The sequence below is a fragment of the Pseudomonas sp. CFBP 13602 genome (genome assembly GCF_014842725.1).
GTDB classification, from domain to species: domain Bacteria; phylum Pseudomonadota; class Gammaproteobacteria; order Pseudomonadales; family Pseudomonadaceae; genus Aquipseudomonas; species Aquipseudomonas baltica.
On record NZ_JACYVT010000002.1, the window covers coordinates 514,711 to 534,158 of the forward strand.

Consider the following 19,448-nt stretch of genomic DNA (forward strand, 5'->3'; position numbering starts at 1 on the left):
GCAGCGATCCTTGCATCAGTGCGCCTTGGCCTGGTCGTTGCTCACGGCTTTCTTGGCGACGGCTTTCTTGGCCTCGGTTTTCTTGGCAGCCGGGGCGGCTTTCTTGGCCACGGCTGGCTTGGCTGCGGTTTTCTTCGCGGTTGCAGCTTTGGCCGGCGCCTTGGCGGCAGGTTTGGCAACCGGTGCAGGCACGGCCTTGACGTCCTGGGTGGCAAGCATTTCAGCGGCAGTGAAGGTCGGCTGGTTGTACTTGGCCAGCAGGGCCAGCATGGTGTTCTGCGGGGTCAGGAGAATCTCCACGCGACGATTGAGCGAACGACCTTCGACACTGTCGTTGGCGGCACGGGGCATGACCGAACCCATGCCACGCAGCATCAGGCGGTCACGCTGCAGACCGCTGAGGCGGAAGATCGAGGCGATCGACTGCGCACGCTCCTGGCTCAGTTTCTGGTTCAACGGCCCGGGGCCGCTGGTGTCGGCATGGCCCAGGACCAGCACGGCTGTCTTGTGATCGGCGTCGATGGCCTTGGCCACGCGGGTGATCGGGCCGAGGCTGATCGGCAGAAGCATCGAAGGCCGGTCGGGGTTGAACGAGGAGTCGACCGGTGCGGTGATCACCAGCAGGTCTTCGCGACGCTCGAGTTCGAACTTGCTGTCCTTGATGGCTTCGCGCAGCTTCGGCTCGTAGGCGTCGAGCCAGGCCTGGGTGACCTTGGGGTCGACCTTCGGCACGTCGGCAACCTTGGCCTGGGCAGGGGTGCTGCTGGCGCCGAACGGCCACCACCAACGGCTTTCGCTGTCGGACTTGGAATCGGCCTTGGCCACCTTGTCGGTGATGGCCTGCTCGACTTCCTTGTCAGCCGCCTTGCTGGCGACTGCGTCACGGCCAAATGGCCACCAGGCATGCCCGCCCTGGGCCGAGGAATCCTGGGGAGTTTGAGCACAACCGGTAGCGGCCAGGCACAAGGCAAACGCGATGGATTTATTCGGTGACATGGTGCATTCCACAAGGTGTTGGTAAATACAAACCGGTTTAACAAACCGGCCTAAATTATTGATTGATAGAGTAGAGCAGTCATAGCCCAATGGGCGACCGCTGGTCGATTTGTGATCAATCGCTTCAGAGACAACTGCGCAGAACGCGCACCAGGTGCTGTGCTCGTGGGTCCATCAGTATATAGGGGCCCAGTGTGTTCACGGCAAAACCAAAGGCAACATCATGTTCCGGATCGGCGAAGCCGACCGACCCCCCTGCCCCAGGATGACCGAAGGCGCCGGCCCCCAGGCCGAAGGTGGCGTTGGCCACCTGCGGCTGGTCGAGCATACAGCCCAGTCCGAATCGTGTAGGCGTCATCAAAGTCTTGTCCATGCCCAGGCTGTGCTCGCGAGTAAGCTCGGCGAGCATTTCGGATTCGAGCAGGCTGCCATCGAGCAAACCGGCGTAGAAACCAGCCAGGCTGCGGGCATTGCCATGGCCGTTCGCCGCAGGCTGCTGCATGCGTCGCCACTCCGGCTTGTTGGTACTGGTCAGCACCGATGGCGGATTGGTGAAGGCGCGCGTGGCCATGGCCGCGGGTTCGCGCATGGTCACCTGCAACAGACGCTGGGCCGCTTCGTCGCCGACATTGCCCTTGCCGCGGGCGATGTGCGCGACGCGGTGGAACTCCTCATCCGCCAGCCCGACGTGGAAATCCAGCCCCAGGGGTTTGGCCACCCGCGCCACGATAGATTCGCCCGGCCCGCGGTTATCGGCCCGCCGCAGCAGTTCGCCGACCAGCCAGCCGTAGGTGATGGCCGCATAGCCATGCCCAGCACCCGGTTGCCACCATGGCGTTTCCGCCGCCAGCGCGGCAGTCATCCGTGGCCAGTCGTAGAGCGCCTCGGGCGGCAGCATGTCACGCAAGGCCGGCAGGCCGGCCTGATGGCAGAGCAGATGGCGCAAGGTGATCGACTGTTTGCCGGCGGCGGCGAATTCCGGCCAGTAGCGTGCCACCGGAGCGTCCAGCGCCAGCTTGCCCTCGGCCACCAACTGCAGGGCAGTCACGGCGGTGAAGGTCTTGGTGCAGGAGAACAGGTTGAGGATGGTGTCGCTGTGCCAGGCCTGGGTACCGTCCTTGTCGGCAGTACCGGCCCAGAGATCGACGACCGTCTCGCCACCCACCTGGATGCACAGCGCGGCGCCGCGCTCCTGAGGGTTGTCGAACAATGCCGCGAACGCTTCACGCACGGCTTCGAACTGCAACTCGAAGTGACCTTGTATCTGCACCCTGACTCCCATCGACCACGCCGCGAAAAATGAAGCGCATTGTTTCAGCGATTCAGCGCTTTGTGAACCGCCCTGCCCTCGATTATCGTCGCGCCGGAACCGTGCGGGCCGTCAGGAAATCTCCCGACGGAACGGTGGCAATGCGTTGAGGATGGCCTTGCCGTAGCGCTGGGTGACCAGGCGTCGATCGAGCAGCGTGATGGTGCCGCGATCCTGCTCGGTACGCAGCAATCGCCCGCAGGCCTGGATCAGGCGCAGCGAAGCATCGGGCACGGCGATTTCCATGAACGGGTTGCCACCGCGCGCCTCGATCCATTCGGCCAGTGCCGCTTCGACCGGATCGTCAGGCACTGCGAAGGGGATCTTGGCGATGATCACATGCTCGCAATAGGCACCGGGCAAGTCGACGCCTTCGGCGAAGCTGGCGAGACCGAACAGCACGCTGGAGTCCCCGCCATCGACACGCGCCTTGTGCTTGTTCAGGGTTTCCTGCTTGGACAGGTTGCCCTGGATGAACACCTGCTTGCGCCAGTCGCGGTCCAGGCCGTCGAACACGTCCTGCATCTGTTTGCGCGAGGAGAACAGCACCAGGGTTCCACGATAGCCTTCGACCAGGTCCGGCAGGTCGCGGATGATCGCAGAGGTATGCGCCGCCGCATCGCGGGGGTCGGCTCGCAGGTCGGGGACGCGCAGCACCCCGGCCTGTTCATGGTGAAAGGGGCTGGGCACGATGGCAGTCACCGAGGCCTTGGGAATCCCGGCGCGCATGCGGAAACGGTCGAACTTGCCCAATGCGGTCAGGGTAGCCGATGTCACCAAGGCACCGTAGGCAACGTTCCACAGGTTGCGGCGCAGCATTTCAGCCGCCAGGATCGGGCTGGCATTGACTTCGATATCGTACAGCGCACCGCCATCGGCCAGGGTCAGCCAGCGCGCCATGGGCGGACTGTCTTCGGGGTCTTCGGCGGTGAAGGCCGTCCACAATTCCCAACTGCCCTGGGCGCGAGCCAGCAGGCTGCCGAACAGCGGGTACCATTCCTCGGCCTGATGGCTGGCAATGCCCACGTTCTTTTCGCCGTCCATGCCTTCCTTGAGCAACTCGCTCAAGCGGGTGAACAGGTCGGTCAGTTTGGAAAAGCCCTTCTTCAGCTCGATGCCCATTTCCCGCATATGCTCGGGCACCACCCCGCCGACGAAGCGATGGCGTGGGCGCTCACGGCCTTCCATGTCTTCGCCGGGCTTGAAGTCCGCCAGTTGCTCGCAGGCGCTGAACATGAACTGCTGCTGGGTCTTGATCTCACGGGCCAGCTCCGGCACCTGCTCGATCAAGCGCCCCAGGTCACCCGGCAGCGGGTGCTGGGCGAGCAGCTTGGTCAGGTTCTTGGCCGTGGTTTCCAGCCAGTCGGCTGTGGAGCGCAATCGGCTGTAGTGAGCGAAATGGCCGATCGCCTTGTCAGGCAGGTGATGGCCTTCGTCGAATACGTACAACGTGTCGCGCGGGTCGGGCAGCACTGCCCCGCCGCCCAACGCCAGGTCGGCCAGTACCATGTCATGGTTGGTGACGATCACATCGACCTTGCCCATGCCTTCGCGTGCCTTGTAGAAGGTGCACTGGGCAAAGTTAGGGCAATGGCGGCCGGTGCACTGGCTGTGGTCGGTGGTCAGGCGCGACCATTGCTGATCTTCCAGGGCCACCGGCCAGCTGTCGCGGTCACCGTCCCATTTGTTGCCGGCCAGTTTCTCGATCATGCTGGTGAACAGTTTCTGGCTCGCCTCGTCGACCTCGATCTTGAAACCTTCCTCTTCGAACAGCTGCGCGGTCGCGCTCTGCGCGTGTCCTTCCTGCAGCAGCACGTCGAGTTTGGACAGGCACAGGTAGCGTCCGCGGCCCTTGGCCAGCGAGAAGGTGAAGTTCAGCCCGCTGTTGCGCATCAGGTCGGGCAGATCCTTGAACACGATCTGTTCCTGCAGCGCGACCGTGGCCGTGGCAATCACCAGGCGCTTGCCGGCCGCCTTGGCCACCGGAATCGCGGCCAGGCTGTAGGCAACCGTCTTGCCGGTGCCGGTGCCCGCTTCCACCGCCACCACCGCCGGATCGCCCGTACGCCGACCTTCGTCATCGCACGCGATGTCGCCCAATACCTTGGCGATTTCGGCGATCATCAGGCGCTGGCCATAGCGCGGCTTGAGGCTCTTGGCTTCGAGAAAACGCGTGTAGGCGCCCTGGATCGTGGTTTTGAGTTCGTTACTGATCATCGGCTGGTCATGGCGAAAGGCTGGATATATTTTCAGTGTTTCTCATCGGGTCGCTATCATACCCTGCTCGACTTCGATGTGCTGGCTGGAGATACCCATGAGCGCCGACAGCGTCTTTCAAACCCTGCATGGGCTCGCTGTGCTGATGTGGCTGGGCGGCATGCTCGCGACATGCACGATCCTGCGCCCGGCCGGGCTGGCAGTGCCTTCGCGGGTTCAGCGCCTGCAGCGTCTGGTGGATATTTTCCCACGGCTGTTCGGCGGGGTCTGGGCCGCCGTGCTGATTCTTCCGATCAGCGGCGTCGCCCTGCTGCGCCTGCGCTTCACCGGCTTCGAGACGGCGCCACGCGACGTACAGATCATGATGGGCCTGTACGTGGTCATGGTGGCCTTGTTCCTGCGCATGCAGGGCCTGCAACTGCCCGCGCTGCGCAAGGCCGTGGCGGCCCAGGCGTGGACGGACGGCGCGATCGCCATGAAGAAGCTGCGTCGCCTGGCGGTGGGTGGCCTGCTGCTGGGCCTGGCGACCGTGGTGCTGGGTATGGCCAGGCAGTTCTGAACCAACCTGGTCAGAAGCGCTGGATGCTCAACGTGCCTTCGGTGCCCGCCTCGCCTGCTCTTCCCGGCAAGCCCTCGCGACCCGACTTGCCGCCTTCGGCGCGGTACACCATGCAGCCCTTGGATTTGCCTCCGGCGCCCGGACGTCCGGGAACACCGGCAGCGCCGCCCTGGCCGCCGTCGGTGCGCACCTTGATCGCTTCGCTGGCGAAGGTCGCCGGCAGGCGCAGGCGGACATTGGCGCCAGGCGCGCCAGGCAGGCCGTCGCCGCCATTGTCACCGTTGCCACCGCGTCCCGCCGAGCCCCAGGTACAACCAGGCGCCTGGCCATTGCCACCGTCCAGACCCGCATAGCCATCGGCACCCGCGCCGCCGCGCGCGTCAATGTTCACCTCCAGGGCGTCCAGCGATTGCAACTGCACGTCAAGATTGCGCCCTGCGCGAGCCGCCTTCTGATGGGTACCGGGCGCGCCACGGGCGAGGATCTGGCTGCCGCTGCCAAGCTCTGCATGCTGCGCGCGCAGGCGCAACTCCTGCTCGCCCGGCACTATCGCAATCCGCGCCTCATGCCCCAGGCGCAATTGCTCGACACTGAGTTCGGTCAGGTTGGCGGGAATCAGCAAGGTGCCGTAATCCGCTACCTCCAGGCGCTGCAACTGCAGCACGCTGGAGCTGGCCGGCAGGCGCAACAGCGAATGAGGTTCGACACTGACCGACTCGGCCAATGCCAGCGGCGTAAACAGTACTGCCAACAAACCCAGCTTACGCATGGCTAGCCTCGGTATCGGACGGTGCGGGAATGGATTGGATGTGAAAGATCCCGGCCAGCAGGATCTGGACTCGGTCAAGCCACGGATGGCTGCGCCCGCGCAGGCGCTTGTTGAAGGCGATCGCTTCGATCAGGTGCAGGAACAGCAACGTGCCGCCGGCCAGGTTGATCAGTGCATGAAACGGTTTGACCATCGGCATGAACAGGTTGAGCAGTACCACCCACCAGAACAGCAAGGTCAGACATTTACCCAGAATCAGAAATCCTTTCATGTGCCCCCCACGGCATTGGCTAGGCGCACATTAACGGCTGGGAGGTGGCGGTGACCAGAGGCCGGCAGGAAAAACCTGCCGACCCACATCGATCAATGGCTCAGATGGATTTCCACGCGACGGTTCTTGGCGCGTCCGGCGTCGGTGTCGTTGCTGTCGACAGGCTCGCTTTCACCGCGACCCTCGCTGCTCAGCTTGTCTGCCGCAACGCCTTGGCCCAGAAGGAAGGAGACGACACTGGCGGCACGTTGCTCGGACAGCTTCTGATTGAAGGCATCGCTGCCGACGCTGTCGGTATGACCGACGATCTTGACCATGGCCACCTGGGCCGTCTTCATCCGCGCTGCCAGCGATGTCAGCTCGGTGCGGGCACTTGAGGTCAGTTCGGCGCTGCCGAATTCGAACGGTACGTCGCCCGCATCGCTCAAGGTAACCACTTCGGGGATATCGGCCACTGGCGGCTCGGGCGCCTTGGTCACGGCGGGGTAGACCGGCAATGGGCAGCCGTTGTGCTTGACTGGCGTATTGGCCGGGGTATCGGGGCAACGATCGCGTCGATCGAATACGCCGTCTTCGTCCTTGTCGCCGTCCTGGGCATAGCAGACCAGACCGCTCACCACCGCGCCGGCCAAGCCACCGCCAGCGGCCCACGCACCACTTTCAATGGCACCCAGCCCACCACCGGCGAGGCCACCCAGCACGCTGCAGACAGGCCAGGTACGCGAGTTGAGTGGGGACGCCCCTTCAGGGGAGGTGGTACAGCCGCTCAGCACACCGGCGACCAGCAGAGCGGGAAGTACGGTCCGCGATAGATCTTTCAGCTTCATTCAAGGCTCCTGAGTCGCCGGCGGGCGCCGGCAACTGAGAAGTAAAGCGTGCCGCCGGTCGTTGTACAAGGGGACTGGCGGTTGGCGCTAAAGGTTCAACGCTGGATGAGAATCTCGGTACGACGGTTCATGGCGCGACCGTCGGCCGTGTTGTTGTCGGCAACCGGCTGGGCCTCGCCCACGCCCTTGACCGATACCACGCTGGCCCGCGGTACGCCGCTGCTGACCAGGTAGTCAGTCACTGCCTTTGCGCGCTGCTCGGACAACCGTTGGTTGTAGGCGTCCTTGCCGACACTGTCGGTATGACCGCTGACGCTCAAGCGCGCCGTGGTCGCTTCGGTCTTCAGGCGGGTAGCGACGGTATCGAGCTGCGCCCGGTCGGCGGCGGTGAGGGTGGCCTTGTCGAATTCGAAATGCACGTTGCGGATGACGATCGTCTCCTCCTTGGGCATCGGTGCCGGCTCGGCAGCGACTGGCATCGGCGCCGGGGCAGGCGGCGGGCAACCATTGGCGTCTACCGGCGTGCCCTTGGGAGTGCCGGGGCACTTGTCGCGGCTGTCCGGTACGCCATCACCGTCTTCGTCGCCATCGCCATGCACCCAGCAATAGGCCGCGCCGACACCGGCCGCCGCCGCGCCAACACCGGCTGCCAGCGACCCGCTTTCGATTGCACCCAGCGCCGCACCGGTCACACCGCCCACGGCCGCGCACATCGGCCAGTCGGTTTTCTGCAAGCCTGCGCAACCCGTCAACACGCTGCCGACCAATATCAAGGGTAGTGCCGTCCGAACTATGCTCATCTAGTTTCTCCTCAGGGAATCGGCAGCAGGGGCCGACGTTCTGGGAGTAAAGACCGTGGTTGGCATATGCGCCAGCAATAAGCCATAGGGCACGCCATCCAATCAATGCTGGGCCATCGGGTCGGGGCCCTATAATGTGGTGGCCACGACCGAGGAGCTTCAATGACCGACGCAGTATCTTCCCGTACCCCGCAACAGGCTCTGGCGGCCTTGCTCGAACGTCACGCGCCGCAGCGCCTGCTGCTGATAGGCGCGAGTGCATTCCCCGCCCTGGCCGCGTTCGAGGCAGCGCACCCCGAAACCCGTATATACAGAGCCGCGCCCGGGCCCCTGCCCGCAGACCTGGCCGGCCAGCGTTTCGACCTGGCGCTGGCGGTGGATTGCCTGGAGCATCTGAACAAGGCCGAAGGCACGCGTCTGCTGGCCGGCATCCGCAACCTCAATGCGAGCTGCATCGCCGTGCTCGCCGACCCGGTCGCAAGCGGCTGGAGCGACACCGACTTCTACGCCCTGGCCCTGCAGGCCAGCGAACGCTTCGCCCGCGACCAGCAGGTGCTCAAGCTGTACACCTATGATGTGCGCGAATACAAACAAGTCCCGGACTGGCTCAACGCCAAGTTCTGGGCCAACCCGGAAAACTTCGGCAAGTATTGGTGGTGATATGAGCGTTTCGATCTGTCCGTGCGCAAGTGGCAACCTGCTGCCGGCCTGTTGTGGTCGCTATCACGAAGGCCAGCCGGCGCCCGATGCGCAGAGCCTGATGCGCTCGCGCTACAGTGCCTACGTGCTGGGCCTGGTGGACTATCTGGTGAACACCACCCTGCACGCCCAGCAGGCCGGCCTGGACCGCCAGGCTATTGCCCTGTGGAGTTCGCAGAGCACCTGGCTGGGCCTGGAGGTGGTGGCGGCGGAAGTCTTCGGCGGCCAGCCGGAACACGCGTTCGTGACCTTCACTGCGCGCTGGCACGACAGCACCGGCGAGCACTGCCACCGCGAGCGGTCGGCGTTCGTGCAGCACGACGGCCGCTGGTATTTCATCGACCCGACCGTCCCGCTCAAGGCCAGCCGCAACGACAGCTGCCCCTGTGCCAGCGGGTTGAAGTTCAAGAAATGTTGCGCGGGCTACATCAGCCAATGATTTTCAGATGAGAAGTGTCCGGCACCTGGACGGTTTCCTCGTGCCGCAACTGACCCATGTCGCTGCCGGCAGGCGCCAGGCTGAACTGCTGCAGGTTCAACTGCGCCGAGCGCTGTGCGGGTCGTTCATCCTGCAGATCGGCGCCCACTTCGGCGATGGCGAAGTCCGGCGCATCCACAGCCACGAACGCTGCCATGTACGCATCACGCGGCACGACCTCGGCGCGGCGGGCCACTGCCATGGGTTTCTGGCCGAAGTCGCCTGCCGCCGCCGGCGCGGTCATGATGATCTCTTCAATGTCCTGAGCCATTTCGTCGATGCTGGCCACGGCCCCTGCGCGTGCCAGCGCCGCACGGTATTTTTCCGCCGCCTGGGCGTCGAGGTTGTTCTTGAGGACCAATCGGCGTCCGGAAAACAGCATCTCGATTCGCTGGGCGTCGGCCTGGAACAGTTTTGCCAGGTTGCTCTTGACCTGGTCCAGCGCCGCGCCGGGCACGCATTGGCCGCTGAAGACGATCTCGTAGAAACGCATGGCAACTCTCCTGGCATGGCACCGTTGCGGGCGCTGGGCGTCCGCACAGATGCCGAAAAGCCAGCACCGTAACAGTGATTATGGACCACGATGTTTCGGCGCAACAAGCACGCCCTTGTCATGCCCGTGCGCCTTGTTAGACTCAAGGCAAATCCGGAGGTCCCTGCCATGTCCGCTTGCACTCTCGTTCTGCGCAGCATCGGCTTGCTTTCACTGCTGGGACTCACGGGCTGCGCCACCTGGTTCACCGGCAACTACCAAGATCCTCAGGTGCATCTGGTCAAGGTCGAAGTGGTCAAGGCCAACATGCTGCAACAGCGCCTGATCCTGCGTTTTCGCATCGACAACCCCAACGGCCGCAGCCTGCCGGTGCGCGGCATGAGCTACAGCGTGCGCCTGGAAGACATGCTGCTGACCGAAGGCGACGCCAGCGACTGGTTCAGCGTGGCCGCCAACAGTGGCGAATACTATGAGCTGCCGGTGCGCACCAATCTCTGGCAACACGCGCGCGAGCTGTCACGCCTGCTCAAGCACCCCGAGCGAGCGATCCGCTACGAATTGCGCGGCGAATTGCGCACCGGGGTGCTGTTCGGCCACGACGTGGTGCTCAACCACACCGGCGTAATCGACGCGCGCGGCTTGTCCGGCCGCTGAGACGTCGCAAAGATTTTTCCCGCAGCGCTGCTATTCCTAACCCAGGGTGAGATAATTCCGGCCAATTTCACCTGCGGAGTATTCTCGATGTCCCAGCAACCCCATGTGCACGGCCCCGACTGCAATCACGACCATGACCACGATCACGCTCATGAGCACGACCACGGTCACGTGCATGGCCCGCACTGCAACCACGCCCCACAGGAACCGGTGCGCAATGCACTCAAAGATGTAGGCCGCAACGATCCCTGCCCCTGCGGCAGCGACACGAAATTCAAGAAGTGCCACGGCGCCTGAGCCGAAACGATGCCCGAGGGTGCTGCGTGCTGGCAGCCCCTCCTTTGACCCCAATGCCACCGCTGTGCGCTGTGTCCGCGAGCGGCTTGGGCACGAAGAAAATATCCCCCGTCTGACGCTTGCGCGTCGCCCCCGCCCTCTCTAACGTAGCGCCTTTTACGCCAGCCCCTGCAGGAGCTTCGCCATGGCCTCGCCCGCCCGTTTTTTCTTCACGCCCACGTTCGGCTGCGCCGCCGTGGTCACCGGCATGCTCACCCTGACCGGCTGCCAACAATGGCTGGGCGGCTCCGCCGAGCAAAACCTGCCGCCAAGCGTGGGTGTACAGCCGCTCAAGGGCCTGGCGCAGAACGTCTCGGTCAGGCGTAACGGGCTGGGCATGCCGCTGATCGAAAGCAATACCTTCCACGATGCTCTGTTCGCCCAAGGCTATGTGGCCGCCAGCGACCGCATCACCCAGATGGTCCGTCTGCGGCTGCTGGCCCAGGGACGCCTGGCCGAACTGGACGGCGTCGAAGCGCTGGACGGCGACCGCCTGCTGCGCAGGATCAACCTCAGGAAGAACGCCGACCAGTTGTATGCCGCGGCCTCACCCCGATTGAAGCGTTTCTTCGATGTCTATGCACGGGGCGTCAACGCCTACCTGTTTCGCTACCGCGGCAAGCTGCCCGCGCAGTTGGCAGGCTACACCCCCGAATACTGGAAGGCCGAAGACTCGGCGCTGATGTTTGCGCTGTGGTCGTTCAGCCAGTCGCTCAACCTGCAGGAAGAGCTGGGTTCGCTGGTACTGGCGCAGAAAGTGGGCACCGACAGACTGGCCTGGCTGCTGCCGGTCTATCCGGATGAGAGCCTGCCTTTCACCGAGGCCGACAAGCTCAAGGGCGTGTCGCTGGGCAACTCGCTGACCAGCCTGGCGGGCCTGGCCACGATGAATCGCGAACTCGAGCGGCTTGGCGCGCCAAGCTCCAGCAACTGGGCCATCGCCCCGCAACGCACGCGGGCCGGAAAAAGCCTGTTCGCCAACGATATTCATGTGGCAACCAGCATTCCGTCGGCGTGGAGCTTCGTGCAGCTGCGCGCGCCGCGCTTTCAGGCGGCAGGTGTCGCCCTGGCCGGTATGCCGGGCGTGCTGGCTGGCTTCAATGGTCAAGTTGCCTGGGGCATGGCGGCAGTGATGGGCGACAATCAGGATGTTTTTCTGGAGAAGGTCCGCAGCGAAGGCGGCCGCGTGCTGTATCAGTCCAACGGCAAGTGGCAGCCGGCCCGCGTGCGTCAGGAGACCTACCTGGCCAAGGGGCAGCGTCCGCTGCGCGAGGCGGTCTACGAAACCGGTCACGGCCCGCTGCTCAACGACGTCAGCGGCATGCCGGCAAGCGGCGGCTACGGCTTGGCCCTGCAACTGCCGGATTTGACCGACGACAAGAGCCTGGATGCGCTGTTCGATCTGTCGCGCGCCAGCAATGTCGAGAAGGCTTCGGATGCCAGCCGGCAGATACGCGCCGTGGCCACCAACCTGCTGTTCGCCGATGCCAGCAGCATTGGCTGGCAGGTCACCGGCCGCTTTCCCAACCGTCTCGAAGGCAAGGGCATGCTGCCCTCGCCCGGCTGGGACGGTCGACATGACTGGGACGGCCTCGCCGACCCCATGCTTCACCCCTACGACCAGGACCCGCCGCAGGGTTGGCTGGGTACCGCCAACCAGCGCATCGTCCCGCCCGGCTATGGCATCCAGCTGTCCAACGCCTGGTACTACCCGGAGCGCAGCGAGCGCCTGGCCGAGCTGGCCGGTGCCGGCAAGCACGACACACGCAGCATGATTGCCATGCAGTCCGATCAGACCACCCCCTTCGCCGCCAAACTGAAAAAGATGTTTCTTGCGCCCGGCATGGCACAACCGCTGAAAAGTGCCATCGATGCGCTGCCCGAGGGCGATCGAACCAAGGCCCGCGAAGCGTACACTCGCCTCATGGCCTTCGATGGCCGCCTTGCCGCGCAATCCGCCGATGCCGCGCTGTACGAACTGTTTCTGCAGCAAAGCGCGCAGCGGACCTTCCTCGACGAGCTGGGTCCGCTCGACAGCGCCAGCTGGAAGGCCTTCGTGGCCCAGGGCATGACTTCCTACTCGGCCCAGGCCGATCATCTGCTGGGGCGTGACGACAGCCCGTTCTGGGACGATCTGAGCACCGCGCAGAAGGAGGACAAGCCGGCCATCCTGGCGCGCAGCCTGGCCGCCGCGGTCAGCGCCGGCGAGGCGCAGCTGGGCAGTGATCGAAGCACTTGGCAGTGGGGGCGTCTGCATCGCACCACCTGGACCGACACGGGCGGGCCCGGTGCCGGCGCACCCGTGCTACGCGGCCCGGTTGCCACCGGTGGCGATCACACCACCTTGAACGCTGCGCCCTACCGCTGGGGCGACAGCTTCGACACCGCGTCGATACCGGCGCTGCGCATCGTCGTCGACTTCGCCCAGGCCGAGCCGATGATCGGCCTTAGCAGCAGCGGGCAGTCGGGTAATCCGGCCAGTGCCAACTACACCGACGGCATCGACGCGTGGCTCAAGGGTCAATACGTCAGCTTCCCGATGCAGCCGCAGCATTTCGACAAGGCCTACGGGACCAAGCGACTGACGTTGACGCCGCAGAAATGACCGTGTGAATTCGCCGCTGAAAACGCAAGAGAGCCCCCGTTACTCGAAACGGGGGCTTGATCACTGCGCTGGATCCTGCCCTATCGGGAAGAACACCCCGCCACTCCACACCCCCAGCCAACCGTCACGCACCACGGCCAGCTCGACCAGCCGATAGAACACGTTGCGGTGAATGCGTGCTTCCAGGTTGTTGCGCACCAGCACATAGGGTGAAGGCTCCTGGGTACAGGGGTCGATGTCGACCCGCAGCGGGTGCTGCGCGTCGGCGTCGACGCAGTCCTCGACATTGCTGGTGAAGCGCAGCGACTGCTGCTCGCCTTCCCCCGACACCTGCATGTCGATGGCCACGAACGGTGCGTCATCGACGACGATGCCGACTTTTTCCACCAGCGTCACCAATACGTACTCGTCGCCATCGCGGCGCAGGATCCCGGCGAACAACTTGACCATCGCTGGTCGGCCGATCGGCGTGCCCTGGTAGAACCAGGCACCGTCGCGGGCAATACGCATGTCGATGTGCCCGCAGAAATCGGGATTCCACAGATGCACGGGCGGCAAGCCCTTCTTGGCAGTGGGAATGTGCGCCAGCAAATCGTCGGCCTTGCCCGTCATGCTCGTCTCCTCAGCGGCTTACGCCCAACAAGCTGCGAGCGTAGTCCTCAAGGGGTGGGCCAAGCAAATCTTCCGGTTTGTTGTTGCGCATCGTCAACAGCCCGCCACGGCTGCGGATGGTCGCGGTGTCGATGAGATAGCGGGTGCTGGTTTCGATGAGCATGATCTGAATCACGCTGCTGTCGACGCCGAGCCGGTCCAGAGCTTCCTGGTCGGCCCATTCGTCAGCATTGCCGATGCGGTCGTCGGCGCGTGCAAAACGGGTGTAGAGCAGGTAATGCGCGCCGGCATTGCGCGCCTCGCCCAAGGCCTGTTCCAGGCCCAGCGGTGCCGGGGCGCGGCGTACCAGGGGAAAGTACTCGACGAACGCTTCGAACGCCTGTTCAGCCACAACGTTGGGCCGCGGGTAGGCGCCGCCGGGAGGCACGAACGCGCCCTGACCAATGTAGATGAACGAATCAGGCTGCACGCGCAAGTTGTTGAACCGGCGAGTTTCACTGTGATTCAACACACCCGCATCGCTCAGGTGATAGCGAGCGCCTTCGCCCAGATCACTGACCTTCATGCAACCGCCCAACGCCAACAGCGCCAGCAGCACGACCAGGTTACGCATGCATCCTCCAGAGCCGGCGACAAGATCCCGGCGATCAGCCACATGATGCAGCTTCTGCGCCAGTTTGCAGGGCTCGGGATGGCTTGAGGGTCAGGCTTCTTTGGGGCCGGGTATTTCCGGATCGCGTTTGCGCTTGTTGCCCATGCGCACGCCGATGTCCATGAGGAACTGGAAAAAACCTTCCTGATCTTCCAGTACGTTGCTCCAGAACGGCGAGTGGTACAGCGCCACCGCGCCGTGTACCAGCGCCCAGGCAGCGCAATAGTGGAAGTACGGCGGAACGTCTTCCAGCTTGCCCTCGCTGATTCGCCCCTCGATGAGGAACGTCAGGCGTTCGAAATTCGACGCGCGGATCTTGTGCAGCTGCTCGACGAGCTCGGGCACCTGGTTGCCCTTGACCACCTTCTCTTCCAGCCGGTCGAACAGCCGATAGCGCTGCGGATCGCGCATGCGGAACTCGAAGTAGGCGCGGGACAGGGCTTCCTTGTCTCGATCGATGTCGGCCGAATGCAGCAGCGAGTTCAGGTCGCGCTCGTAGTCGAGCATCAGGCGCAGGTAGATCTCGGCCTTGGACTTGAAGTGTTTGTAGATGGTGCCTTTGCCGATACCCACGGTGTCGGCAATCAGCTCGACTGTAACGCTGTCTTCGCCTTGCTCGAGAAACAGCGCCAGCGCGGTGTCGAGGATTTCCTGCTCGCGGCGGCGAAATTCACGGACCTTACGAGGTTCTTTTTGCATAGGAAGGACTGGATCGAAAGCGGAGGCAGTCATTATGCCTGTATGAGGTCAAAATGCACGGATCATCCCAAATCTCTGGCTTTATGGCGCATATGCCACGCACCCCTGCAATCTGTACTGAGCAGCAGCGGGCGTATTCCAAATACGTTTAAGAAAACCCTGCCAGGCACTGGCGCCCCTGACCCATTCGACAATACTTGAATTGTCGTCGCGCCATACTCCCCCAAGTGATGCGGCGGCAAGGCGTCGATGGACCACGCGCCTGTTGTGACTCCTAATGGTCTTGACCCGGGATTCTCCCCCCAGAGCCCGGGTTTTTTTTGCCCGTGCAGGCTCAAGCCTGGCGACGAACACGCGCCAGGGGGAACAGCCGGCAGAAATTGTCGGTGGTGCGCTCGGCCAGGCTTTCGAACGTCTCGCCGCGGACCGTGGCGATGCACTGTGCCACTTCGCGGACGTACTGCGGCAGATTGGACTTGCCACGGTAGGGAATGGGCGCCAGATAGGGCGAGTCGGTTTCGACCAGCAAGCGATCGGCCGGCACCTGCCGCGCAACTTCACGCAGGGCATCGGCATTGCGGAAGGTCACGATGCCCGACAGCGAAATGTAGAACCCCAGGTCGAGGGCGGCCTTGGCCATCGCCCAATCTTCGGTGAAGCAATGCAGCACGCCGGCCTGGGGCAATTGCGCCTCGCGCAACAAATCCAGGGTATCGGCGCGTGCGCCGCGGGTATGCACGATCACCGGCTTACCGGTCAGATTGGCCGCCTGCAGGTGCAGTCGAAACGATTCCTGCTGCAGCTGCGCCGCCTCGGGTTCGTAGTGGTAGTCCAGGCCGGTTTCACCGATCGCCACCACGCATGGCGCATCGAGCTCGGCCATCAGCCAGTCCAGCGCGGGGGGCTTTCCGGGAGCGAGGTCAAGGGGATGAATGCCGACCGAGCAATCGACGTCGTCGTAGCGGCCGGCCAGGGCCTTGACCGTGGCGGCGTTCTCGGCGCTGACGCCGATGCACAGGAAATGCCCGACACCGCAGGCACGCGCAGCCTCCAAGGCGGTGTCCAGGCAGCCGTTGTGTTCGGCAAGATCGAGGCGGTCGAGGTGACAGTGGGAATCTACGAGCATGGGGGTATGGGGACTACATCGTGTGAGTGGGACGGTCGGACTTCAGGGCGCCGGCCAGATAGGTTTCGATCTTGCTGCGCGCAGTATTGTCGCCGTCGTTGAACTGCACGCCCACGCCCGCAGCGCGGTTACCCTGGGCGCCCTTGGGGGTGATCCAGGCGACGCGACCGGCCACGGGAATCTTCTCCGGCTCATCCATCAGGTTGAGCAGCATGAACAGCTCATCGCCCAGCTTGTAGCTCTTGCTGGTCGGAATGAACAAGCCGCCGTTCTTGATGAACGGCATGTACGCCGCATACAGGACGGCCTTGTCCTTGATGGTCAGGGACAGAATACCGTTGCGCGGTCCGGGACTGACGGGTTGATTCATTCGTGCTCCGTTACTGATAGTGAATTTTCGCAGCAGTCAAACCACGTCTGCCGCCGGCGCATCCCTCATCCGGCGTCACCGCATCGCACCGACCCAACCGCGTCCGCCGCCGACGCGGCTTGCGCCGCTGCTACAACCGGTGCATCCCTGTAGCAGCGGCGCGAGCCGCGTCCGGTATCACCACGGTACATCAGACAAGCCGCCGCCAACATCGGCAGCGTTCGATCACAATGCACCCATCACGTCTGCCCCGGCAAGGCCATCCAGGACACCAGCAGCGCCTCGATGAGCAATACCCGGTTCAGGTTGGCCTTGGCCAGCACTTTCTGGCGCTGCATCAGCACCCAATCCTGAATGGCCAGCACCTTGCTCTGGGTACTCTTGTCAGCCAGATATTGCAGCACCTTGCGCATGTCGCTCAAGCCCAGTCCCTGCTCGTCCGTCGTCAGGCGATAGCGCAGCAACAGGTTCGACCACTCACAGAACCAGTCGAACAGCAGCAGCAATGGCACAGCGCTCCAGGCTTCGGCCAACTGGCTGGGCGTCTGCTGCCCTTTCAGCAGCTTCTTCACCCCTTCGACCACCAGCGCCCGCTGCTCGACGATACCGCCAGCCTGCAACCTCACCGCTGCCAGCGGCGAGCCTGCGGCCAACGCGAGCAGATCGGTGCGCGCAGCCCCGTCCACTTCCGGCAGCGCCGTGGCCAGCCACTGCAGGCTGACGGCCTGAGTAGGCAACGGGCACGCCTGCTGCACGCAACGGCTCTTGACCGTGGGCAGCAGTCGACTGGGCTGATGACTGACCAACAGCAAGACGGTATTGCCCGAAGGCTCCTCGAGACTTTTCAACAATGCATTGGCCGCATTGACGTTCATCGCTTCGGCAGGCTCGATCAGCACGACCTTGCGCCCGCCCATTTGCGCGGTCTGCACCACGAAGGCGACCAACTCGCGCACCTGGTCGACCTTGATCGCCTTGTCCGCTTCCTCAGGTTCGAGGATGAAATTGTCCGGATGGCTGCCGGCCTGCAGCAACAGACACGACTTGCAGGCCCCACAGGCGTGATGCGCAGCCGGACGCTGGCACAGCAACAGTGCCATCAGGCGCTCGGCGAGGGCACGCTTGCCGATGCCCTGCGGCCCGTGCAGCAGGTAGGCGTGAGCATGCTGGGTGCGCCCGGCCAGCTTCTGCCACAGGTCATCCTGCCAGGGGTAGGCGTCAGCCACGCGGCAAACCTCGCAGCTCGGGCAGCAACGCATCCAGCGCCTGCTGGACCTGCGCCAGGCTCTGCCCGGCATCGACTACCCGATAGCGCGAAGGCGCTGCAGCGGCGCGCGCCAGGTAGGCGCCACGCACGGCCTCGAAGAACGCCCGGCCTTCCTGTTCGAAACGATCGAGGCGACCCCGCGCGCTGGCCCGCGCCAAGCCGACTTCCACGGGCAGGTCGAACACCAGCGTCAGGTCCGGGCGCAACGTGCCCTGGACGAAGGTTTCGAGCTGGGCGATGCGTTCCTGGGATAAACCACGGCCGCCGCCCTGATAGGCGTAAGTGGCATCGGTGAACCGATCGCACAACACCACCGCGCCACGCGCCAGCGCCGGGCGAATCACCTGGGCCAGGTGTTGCGCGCGCGCGGCGAACATCAGCAGCAGTTCGGTATCCACGCACATGGTTTCATCGCTGGGTGCCAGCAGCAGTTCGCGGATACGTTCGGCCAGGGGCGTGCCGCCCGGCTCGCGGGTCAGCACCACGTCCAGTCCGCTGGCGCGCAGACGCTCGGCCAGGTACTCGCGATTGGTACTCTTGCCCGCGCCTTCCGGCCCTTCCAGAGTGATGAATAAACCGGTCACAGGGTGTCCTTGCAAAGTCATGGAGCAGGTGCCTCGACGGCGTCCGGCTTCTCTTGTGGCTCGTGCGTACCGGTCTCTGTCGGCGCCGCGGCTGGCGCGGGGCTCGAGCGATAATCGGCGCGGCGTTTGAGTTGGTATTCGCGCACGGCGTTGTTGTGGGCATCCAGATCGTCGGAAAAGACATGGCTGCCGTCGCCGCGCGCGACGAAATACAGGCTGCTGCCGGGGACCGGGTTGAGCGCGGCATGAATCGCCTCGCGGCCCACCATGGCAATGGGCGTGGGCGGCATTCCGGCGATCACGTAGGTGTTGTAGGCCGTCGGCTCGCGCAGGTCGGCGCGGGTCAGCTTGCCGTTGTAGCGCTCGCCCATGCCATAGATGACGGTCGGGTCGGTCTGCAGCAACATGCCCGTCTTGAGACGACGCACGAAGACCCCGGCGATCTCGCCGCGCTCCTGAGGCACAGCGGTTTCCTTTTCCACCAGCGAGGCCATGATCAGCGCATGGTAAGGCTCGCTGTAGGGTGCGCTGGCGGCGCGCTCGCTCCATTCGCTGGCCAGCACTTCTTCAAGACGGGCGTAGGCCTGCTGCAGCAGCTCGACATCGCTCATGCCACGCACGTACTTGTAGGTGTCAGGGAAGAATCGACCTTCGGGGTACGCCTTGGGGTGGCCGATGCGCGCCATGACGTCACTGTCGCTGAGCCCGCCCAGGGTCTGCTCGAGCTTGTCCTGACGCGCCAGTGCCGCGCGCACCTGACGGAAATTCCAGCCTTCGACCAGGGTCAGGCTGTACTGCACCACCTCGCCGCGCTGCCAGACGTTGAACAGGTCGTTGACGGTCATGCCGGGCGTCATGCGGTATTCGCCGGTGTGCAGGGGCTGTCCGGCACGGTTGAAGCGCCAGTACAGGCGCAACCAGAATGCATCGCGCAGGGTGCCCGCCGCCTGCATGCGCAGGATCGTGCCGCCGGGGGTTGCGCGGTTGGGCACGTCGAGCAGCTGTTCTTGAGCCACGGCCAGGGGCTGGTTCAAGGCACTGTCGACTTTCCAGGCCGCCACGCCCGTCGCCAGTGCGGCAACAACGATGAGCGTTTCCAGCAACAGCAGAAATTTACGCTTCACA

At 64.2% G+C, this 19,448-nt stretch carries 22 protein-coding genes; 6 read left to right on the forward strand and 16 right to left on the reverse strand.

Annotated features, from left to right (window positions below):
* Window positions 1-15: 15 nt before the first annotated feature.
* From IFU31_RS05490 to dinG, 3 genes are all read right to left on the reverse strand, one after another.
* Complete coding sequence (locus IFU31_RS05490; RefSeq protein ID WP_185794304.1) at window positions 16-996, reverse strand: OmpA family protein; 981 nt, start codon at window positions 994-996, stop codon at window positions 16-18.
* A 124-nt stretch (window positions 997-1,120) separates the two neighbouring features.
* Window positions 1,121-2,266: a serine hydrolase gene (locus IFU31_RS05495; RefSeq protein WP_192102467.1), complete on the reverse strand. Its 1,146-nt coding sequence runs from the start codon at window positions 2,264-2,266 to the stop codon at window positions 1,121-1,123.
* Window positions 2,267-2,377: 111 nt separating this feature from the next.
* Window positions 2,378-4,522 (reverse strand): ATP-dependent DNA helicase DinG, encoded by a 2,145-nt coding sequence (gene dinG / locus IFU31_RS05500; RefSeq protein ID WP_192102468.1) that lies wholly within the window; start codon window positions 4,520-4,522, stop codon window positions 2,378-2,380.
* Window positions 4,523-4,619: 97 nt separating this feature from the next.
* Between dinG and IFU31_RS05505 the strand changes: the two genes are divergently transcribed.
* Window positions 4,620-5,081 (forward strand): DUF2269 family protein, encoded by a 462-nt coding sequence (locus IFU31_RS05505; protein ID WP_185794301.1) that lies wholly within the window; start codon window positions 4,620-4,622, stop codon window positions 5,079-5,081.
* Between the two features lie 10 nt (window positions 5,082-5,091).
* On the opposite strand, the gene IFU31_RS05510 is transcribed toward IFU31_RS05505, so the two are convergent.
* From IFU31_RS05510 to IFU31_RS05525, 4 genes are all read right to left on the reverse strand, one after another.
* Window positions 5,092-5,850, reverse strand: coding sequence for a collagen-like protein (locus IFU31_RS05510; protein WP_192102469.1), 759 nt, complete (start codon window positions 5,848-5,850; stop codon window positions 5,092-5,094).
* The gene (locus IFU31_RS05515; protein ID WP_122476462.1) at window positions 5,843-6,121 is read right to left on the reverse strand and encodes a DUF1145 domain-containing protein; all 279 of its coding nucleotides are present in this window, start codon (window positions 6,119-6,121) and stop codon (window positions 5,843-5,845) included. The genes IFU31_RS05510 and IFU31_RS05515 overlap by 8 nt, the downstream gene beginning before the upstream one ends.
* Before the next feature lie 92 nt (window positions 6,122-6,213).
* The gene (locus IFU31_RS05520; protein ID WP_244657643.1) at window positions 6,214-6,942 is read right to left on the reverse strand and encodes an OmpA family protein; all 729 of its coding nucleotides are present in this window, start codon (window positions 6,940-6,942) and stop codon (window positions 6,214-6,216) included.
* Between the two features lie 101 nt (window positions 6,943-7,043).
* Window positions 7,044-7,748, reverse strand: a complete 705-nt coding sequence (locus IFU31_RS05525; protein ID WP_192102471.1) for an OmpA family protein — start codon at window positions 7,746-7,748, stop codon at window positions 7,044-7,046.
* A gap of 162 nt (window positions 7,749-7,910) precedes the next feature.
* Here IFU31_RS05525 and IFU31_RS05530 point away from each other — a divergent pair, with 162 nt between their 5' ends.
* Window positions 7,911-8,408: a DUF6231 family protein gene (locus IFU31_RS05530; protein WP_192057873.1), complete on the forward strand. Its 498-nt coding sequence runs from the start codon at window positions 7,911-7,913 to the stop codon at window positions 8,406-8,408.
* Between the two features lies 1 nt (window position 8,409).
* On the forward strand, window positions 8,410-8,886 hold the full coding sequence (locus tag IFU31_RS05535; RefSeq protein WP_192102472.1) for a YchJ family protein: 477 nt from the start codon (window positions 8,410-8,412) through the stop codon (window positions 8,884-8,886).
* Here IFU31_RS05535 and IFU31_RS05540 read toward each other — a convergent pair.
* Window positions 8,876-9,418 carry a hypothetical protein gene (locus IFU31_RS05540; RefSeq protein ID WP_185794296.1) on the reverse strand — a complete coding sequence of 181 codons (543 nt, stop codon included), beginning with the start codon at window positions 9,416-9,418 and terminating at the stop codon, window positions 8,876-8,878. The genes IFU31_RS05535 and IFU31_RS05540 overlap by 11 nt on opposite strands.
* 168 nt (window positions 9,419-9,586) lie before the next feature.
* Between IFU31_RS05540 and IFU31_RS05545 the strand changes: the two genes are divergently transcribed.
* The 3 genes from IFU31_RS05545 (at window position 9,587) to IFU31_RS05555 (ending at window position 13,013) form a co-directional block, all read left to right on the forward strand.
* On the forward strand, window positions 9,587-10,072 hold the full coding sequence (locus IFU31_RS05545) for an LEA type 2 family protein (RefSeq protein ID WP_122476471.1): 486 nt from the start codon (window positions 9,587-9,589) through the stop codon (window positions 10,070-10,072).
* Window positions 10,073-10,159: 87 nt separating this feature from the next.
* Complete coding sequence (locus IFU31_RS05550) at window positions 10,160-10,369, forward strand: SEC-C metal-binding domain-containing protein (RefSeq protein WP_192102473.1); 210 nt, start codon at window positions 10,160-10,162, stop codon at window positions 10,367-10,369.
* A gap of 184 nt (window positions 10,370-10,553) precedes the next feature.
* Entirely contained in the window at window positions 10,554-13,013 is a 2,460-nt protein-coding gene (locus IFU31_RS05555; RefSeq protein ID WP_192102474.1) for a penicillin acylase family protein, read from the forward strand.
* Window positions 13,014-13,073: 60 nt separating this feature from the next.
* On the opposite strand, the gene IFU31_RS05560 is transcribed toward IFU31_RS05555, so the two are convergent.
* The 8 genes from IFU31_RS05560 to mltG all read right to left on the reverse strand — a co-directional run bounded on the left by IFU31_RS05560 (window position 13,074) and on the right by mltG (window position 19,447).
* Window positions 13,074-13,625, reverse strand: a complete 552-nt coding sequence (locus tag IFU31_RS05560) for a DUF1285 domain-containing protein (RefSeq protein ID WP_192102475.1) — start codon at window positions 13,623-13,625, stop codon at window positions 13,074-13,076.
* Window positions 13,626-13,635: 10 nt separating this feature from the next.
* Window positions 13,636-14,238 (reverse strand): DUF4823 domain-containing protein, encoded by a 603-nt coding sequence (locus tag IFU31_RS05565; RefSeq protein ID WP_192102476.1) that lies wholly within the window; start codon window positions 14,236-14,238, stop codon window positions 13,636-13,638.
* Between the two features lie 90 nt (window positions 14,239-14,328).
* Window positions 14,329-14,976 carry a TetR/AcrR family transcriptional regulator gene (locus IFU31_RS05570; protein WP_192102477.1) on the reverse strand — a complete coding sequence of 216 codons (648 nt, stop codon included), beginning with the start codon at window positions 14,974-14,976 and terminating at the stop codon, window positions 14,329-14,331.
* A 334-nt stretch (window positions 14,977-15,310) separates the two neighbouring features.
* Window positions 15,311-16,102: a TatD family hydrolase gene (locus IFU31_RS05575; protein ID WP_192102478.1), complete on the reverse strand. Its 792-nt coding sequence runs from the start codon at window positions 16,100-16,102 to the stop codon at window positions 15,311-15,313.
* 13 nt (window positions 16,103-16,115) lie between these two features.
* Entirely contained in the window at window positions 16,116-16,472 is a 357-nt protein-coding gene (locus IFU31_RS05580) for a PilZ domain-containing protein (RefSeq protein WP_192102479.1), read from the reverse strand.
* 239 nt (window positions 16,473-16,711) lie between these two features.
* Window positions 16,712-17,698 carry a DNA polymerase III subunit delta' gene (locus IFU31_RS05585; RefSeq protein ID WP_192102480.1) on the reverse strand — a complete coding sequence of 329 codons (987 nt, stop codon included), beginning with the start codon at window positions 17,696-17,698 and terminating at the stop codon, window positions 16,712-16,714.
* Window positions 17,691-18,323 (reverse strand): dTMP kinase, encoded by a 633-nt coding sequence (gene tmk, locus IFU31_RS05590; protein WP_185794289.1) that lies wholly within the window; start codon window positions 18,321-18,323, stop codon window positions 17,691-17,693. The genes IFU31_RS05585 and tmk overlap by 8 nt, the downstream gene beginning before the upstream one ends.
* Before the next feature lie 17 nt (window positions 18,324-18,340).
* Window positions 18,341-19,447 carry an endolytic transglycosylase MltG gene (gene mltG / locus IFU31_RS05595; protein ID WP_192102481.1) on the reverse strand — a complete coding sequence of 369 codons (1,107 nt, stop codon included), beginning with the start codon at window positions 19,445-19,447 and terminating at the stop codon, window positions 18,341-18,343.
* Between the last annotated feature and the right edge of the window lies 1 nt (window position 19,448).

Bases quoted from the DNA above. Each gene is read 5' to 3' on its own strand.
- IFU31_RS05560 (WP_192102475.1), bottom strand. From the start codon at position 13,625: ATGACGGGCAAGGCCGACGATTTGCTGGCGCACATTCCCACTGCCAAG.
- IFU31_RS05565 (WP_192102476.1), bottom strand. From the start codon at position 14,238: ATGCGTAACCTGGTCGTGCTGCTGGCGCTGTTGGCGTTGGGCGGTTGC.
- IFU31_RS05575 (WP_192102478.1), bottom strand. From the start codon at position 16,102: ATGCTCGTAGATTCCCACTGTCACCTCGACCGCCTCGATCTTGCCGAA.
- IFU31_RS05550 (WP_192102473.1), top strand. From the start codon at position 10,160: ATGTCCCAGCAACCCCATGTGCACGGCCCCGACTGCAATCACGACCAT.
- IFU31_RS05570 (WP_192102477.1), bottom strand. From the start codon at position 14,976: ATGCAAAAAGAACCTCGTAAGGTCCGTGAATTTCGCCGCCGCGAGCAG.
- IFU31_RS05545 (WP_122476471.1), top strand. From the start codon at position 9,587: ATGTCCGCTTGCACTCTCGTTCTGCGCAGCATCGGCTTGCTTTCACTG.
- IFU31_RS05535 (WP_192102472.1), top strand. From the start codon at position 8,410: ATGAGCGTTTCGATCTGTCCGTGCGCAAGTGGCAACCTGCTGCCGGCC.
- IFU31_RS05510 (WP_192102469.1), bottom strand. From the start codon at position 5,850: ATGCGTAAGCTGGGTTTGTTGGCAGTACTGTTTACGCCGCTGGCATTG.
- IFU31_RS05515 (WP_122476462.1), bottom strand. From the start codon at position 6,121: ATGAAAGGATTTCTGATTCTGGGTAAATGTCTGACCTTGCTGTTCTGG.
- IFU31_RS05490 (WP_185794304.1), bottom strand. From the start codon at position 996: ATGTCACCGAATAAATCCATCGCGTTTGCCTTGTGCCTGGCCGCTACC.
- IFU31_RS05530 (WP_192057873.1), top strand. From the start codon at position 7,911: ATGACCGACGCAGTATCTTCCCGTACCCCGCAACAGGCTCTGGCGGCC.
- IFU31_RS05555 (WP_192102474.1), top strand. From the start codon at position 10,554: ATGGCCTCGCCCGCCCGTTTTTTCTTCACGCCCACGTTCGGCTGCGCC.
- IFU31_RS05525 (WP_192102471.1), bottom strand. From the start codon at position 7,748: ATGAGCATAGTTCGGACGGCACTACCCTTGATATTGGTCGGCAGCGTG.
- IFU31_RS05505 (WP_185794301.1), top strand. From the start codon at position 4,620: ATGAGCGCCGACAGCGTCTTTCAAACCCTGCATGGGCTCGCTGTGCTG.
- IFU31_RS05540 (WP_185794296.1), bottom strand. From the start codon at position 9,418: ATGCGTTTCTACGAGATCGTCTTCAGCGGCCAATGCGTGCCCGGCGCG.
- dinG (WP_192102468.1), bottom strand. From the start codon at position 4,522: ATGATCAGTAACGAACTCAAAACCACGATCCAGGGCGCCTACACGCGT.
- IFU31_RS05580 (WP_192102479.1), bottom strand. From the start codon at position 16,472: ATGAATCAACCCGTCAGTCCCGGACCGCGCAACGGTATTCTGTCCCTG.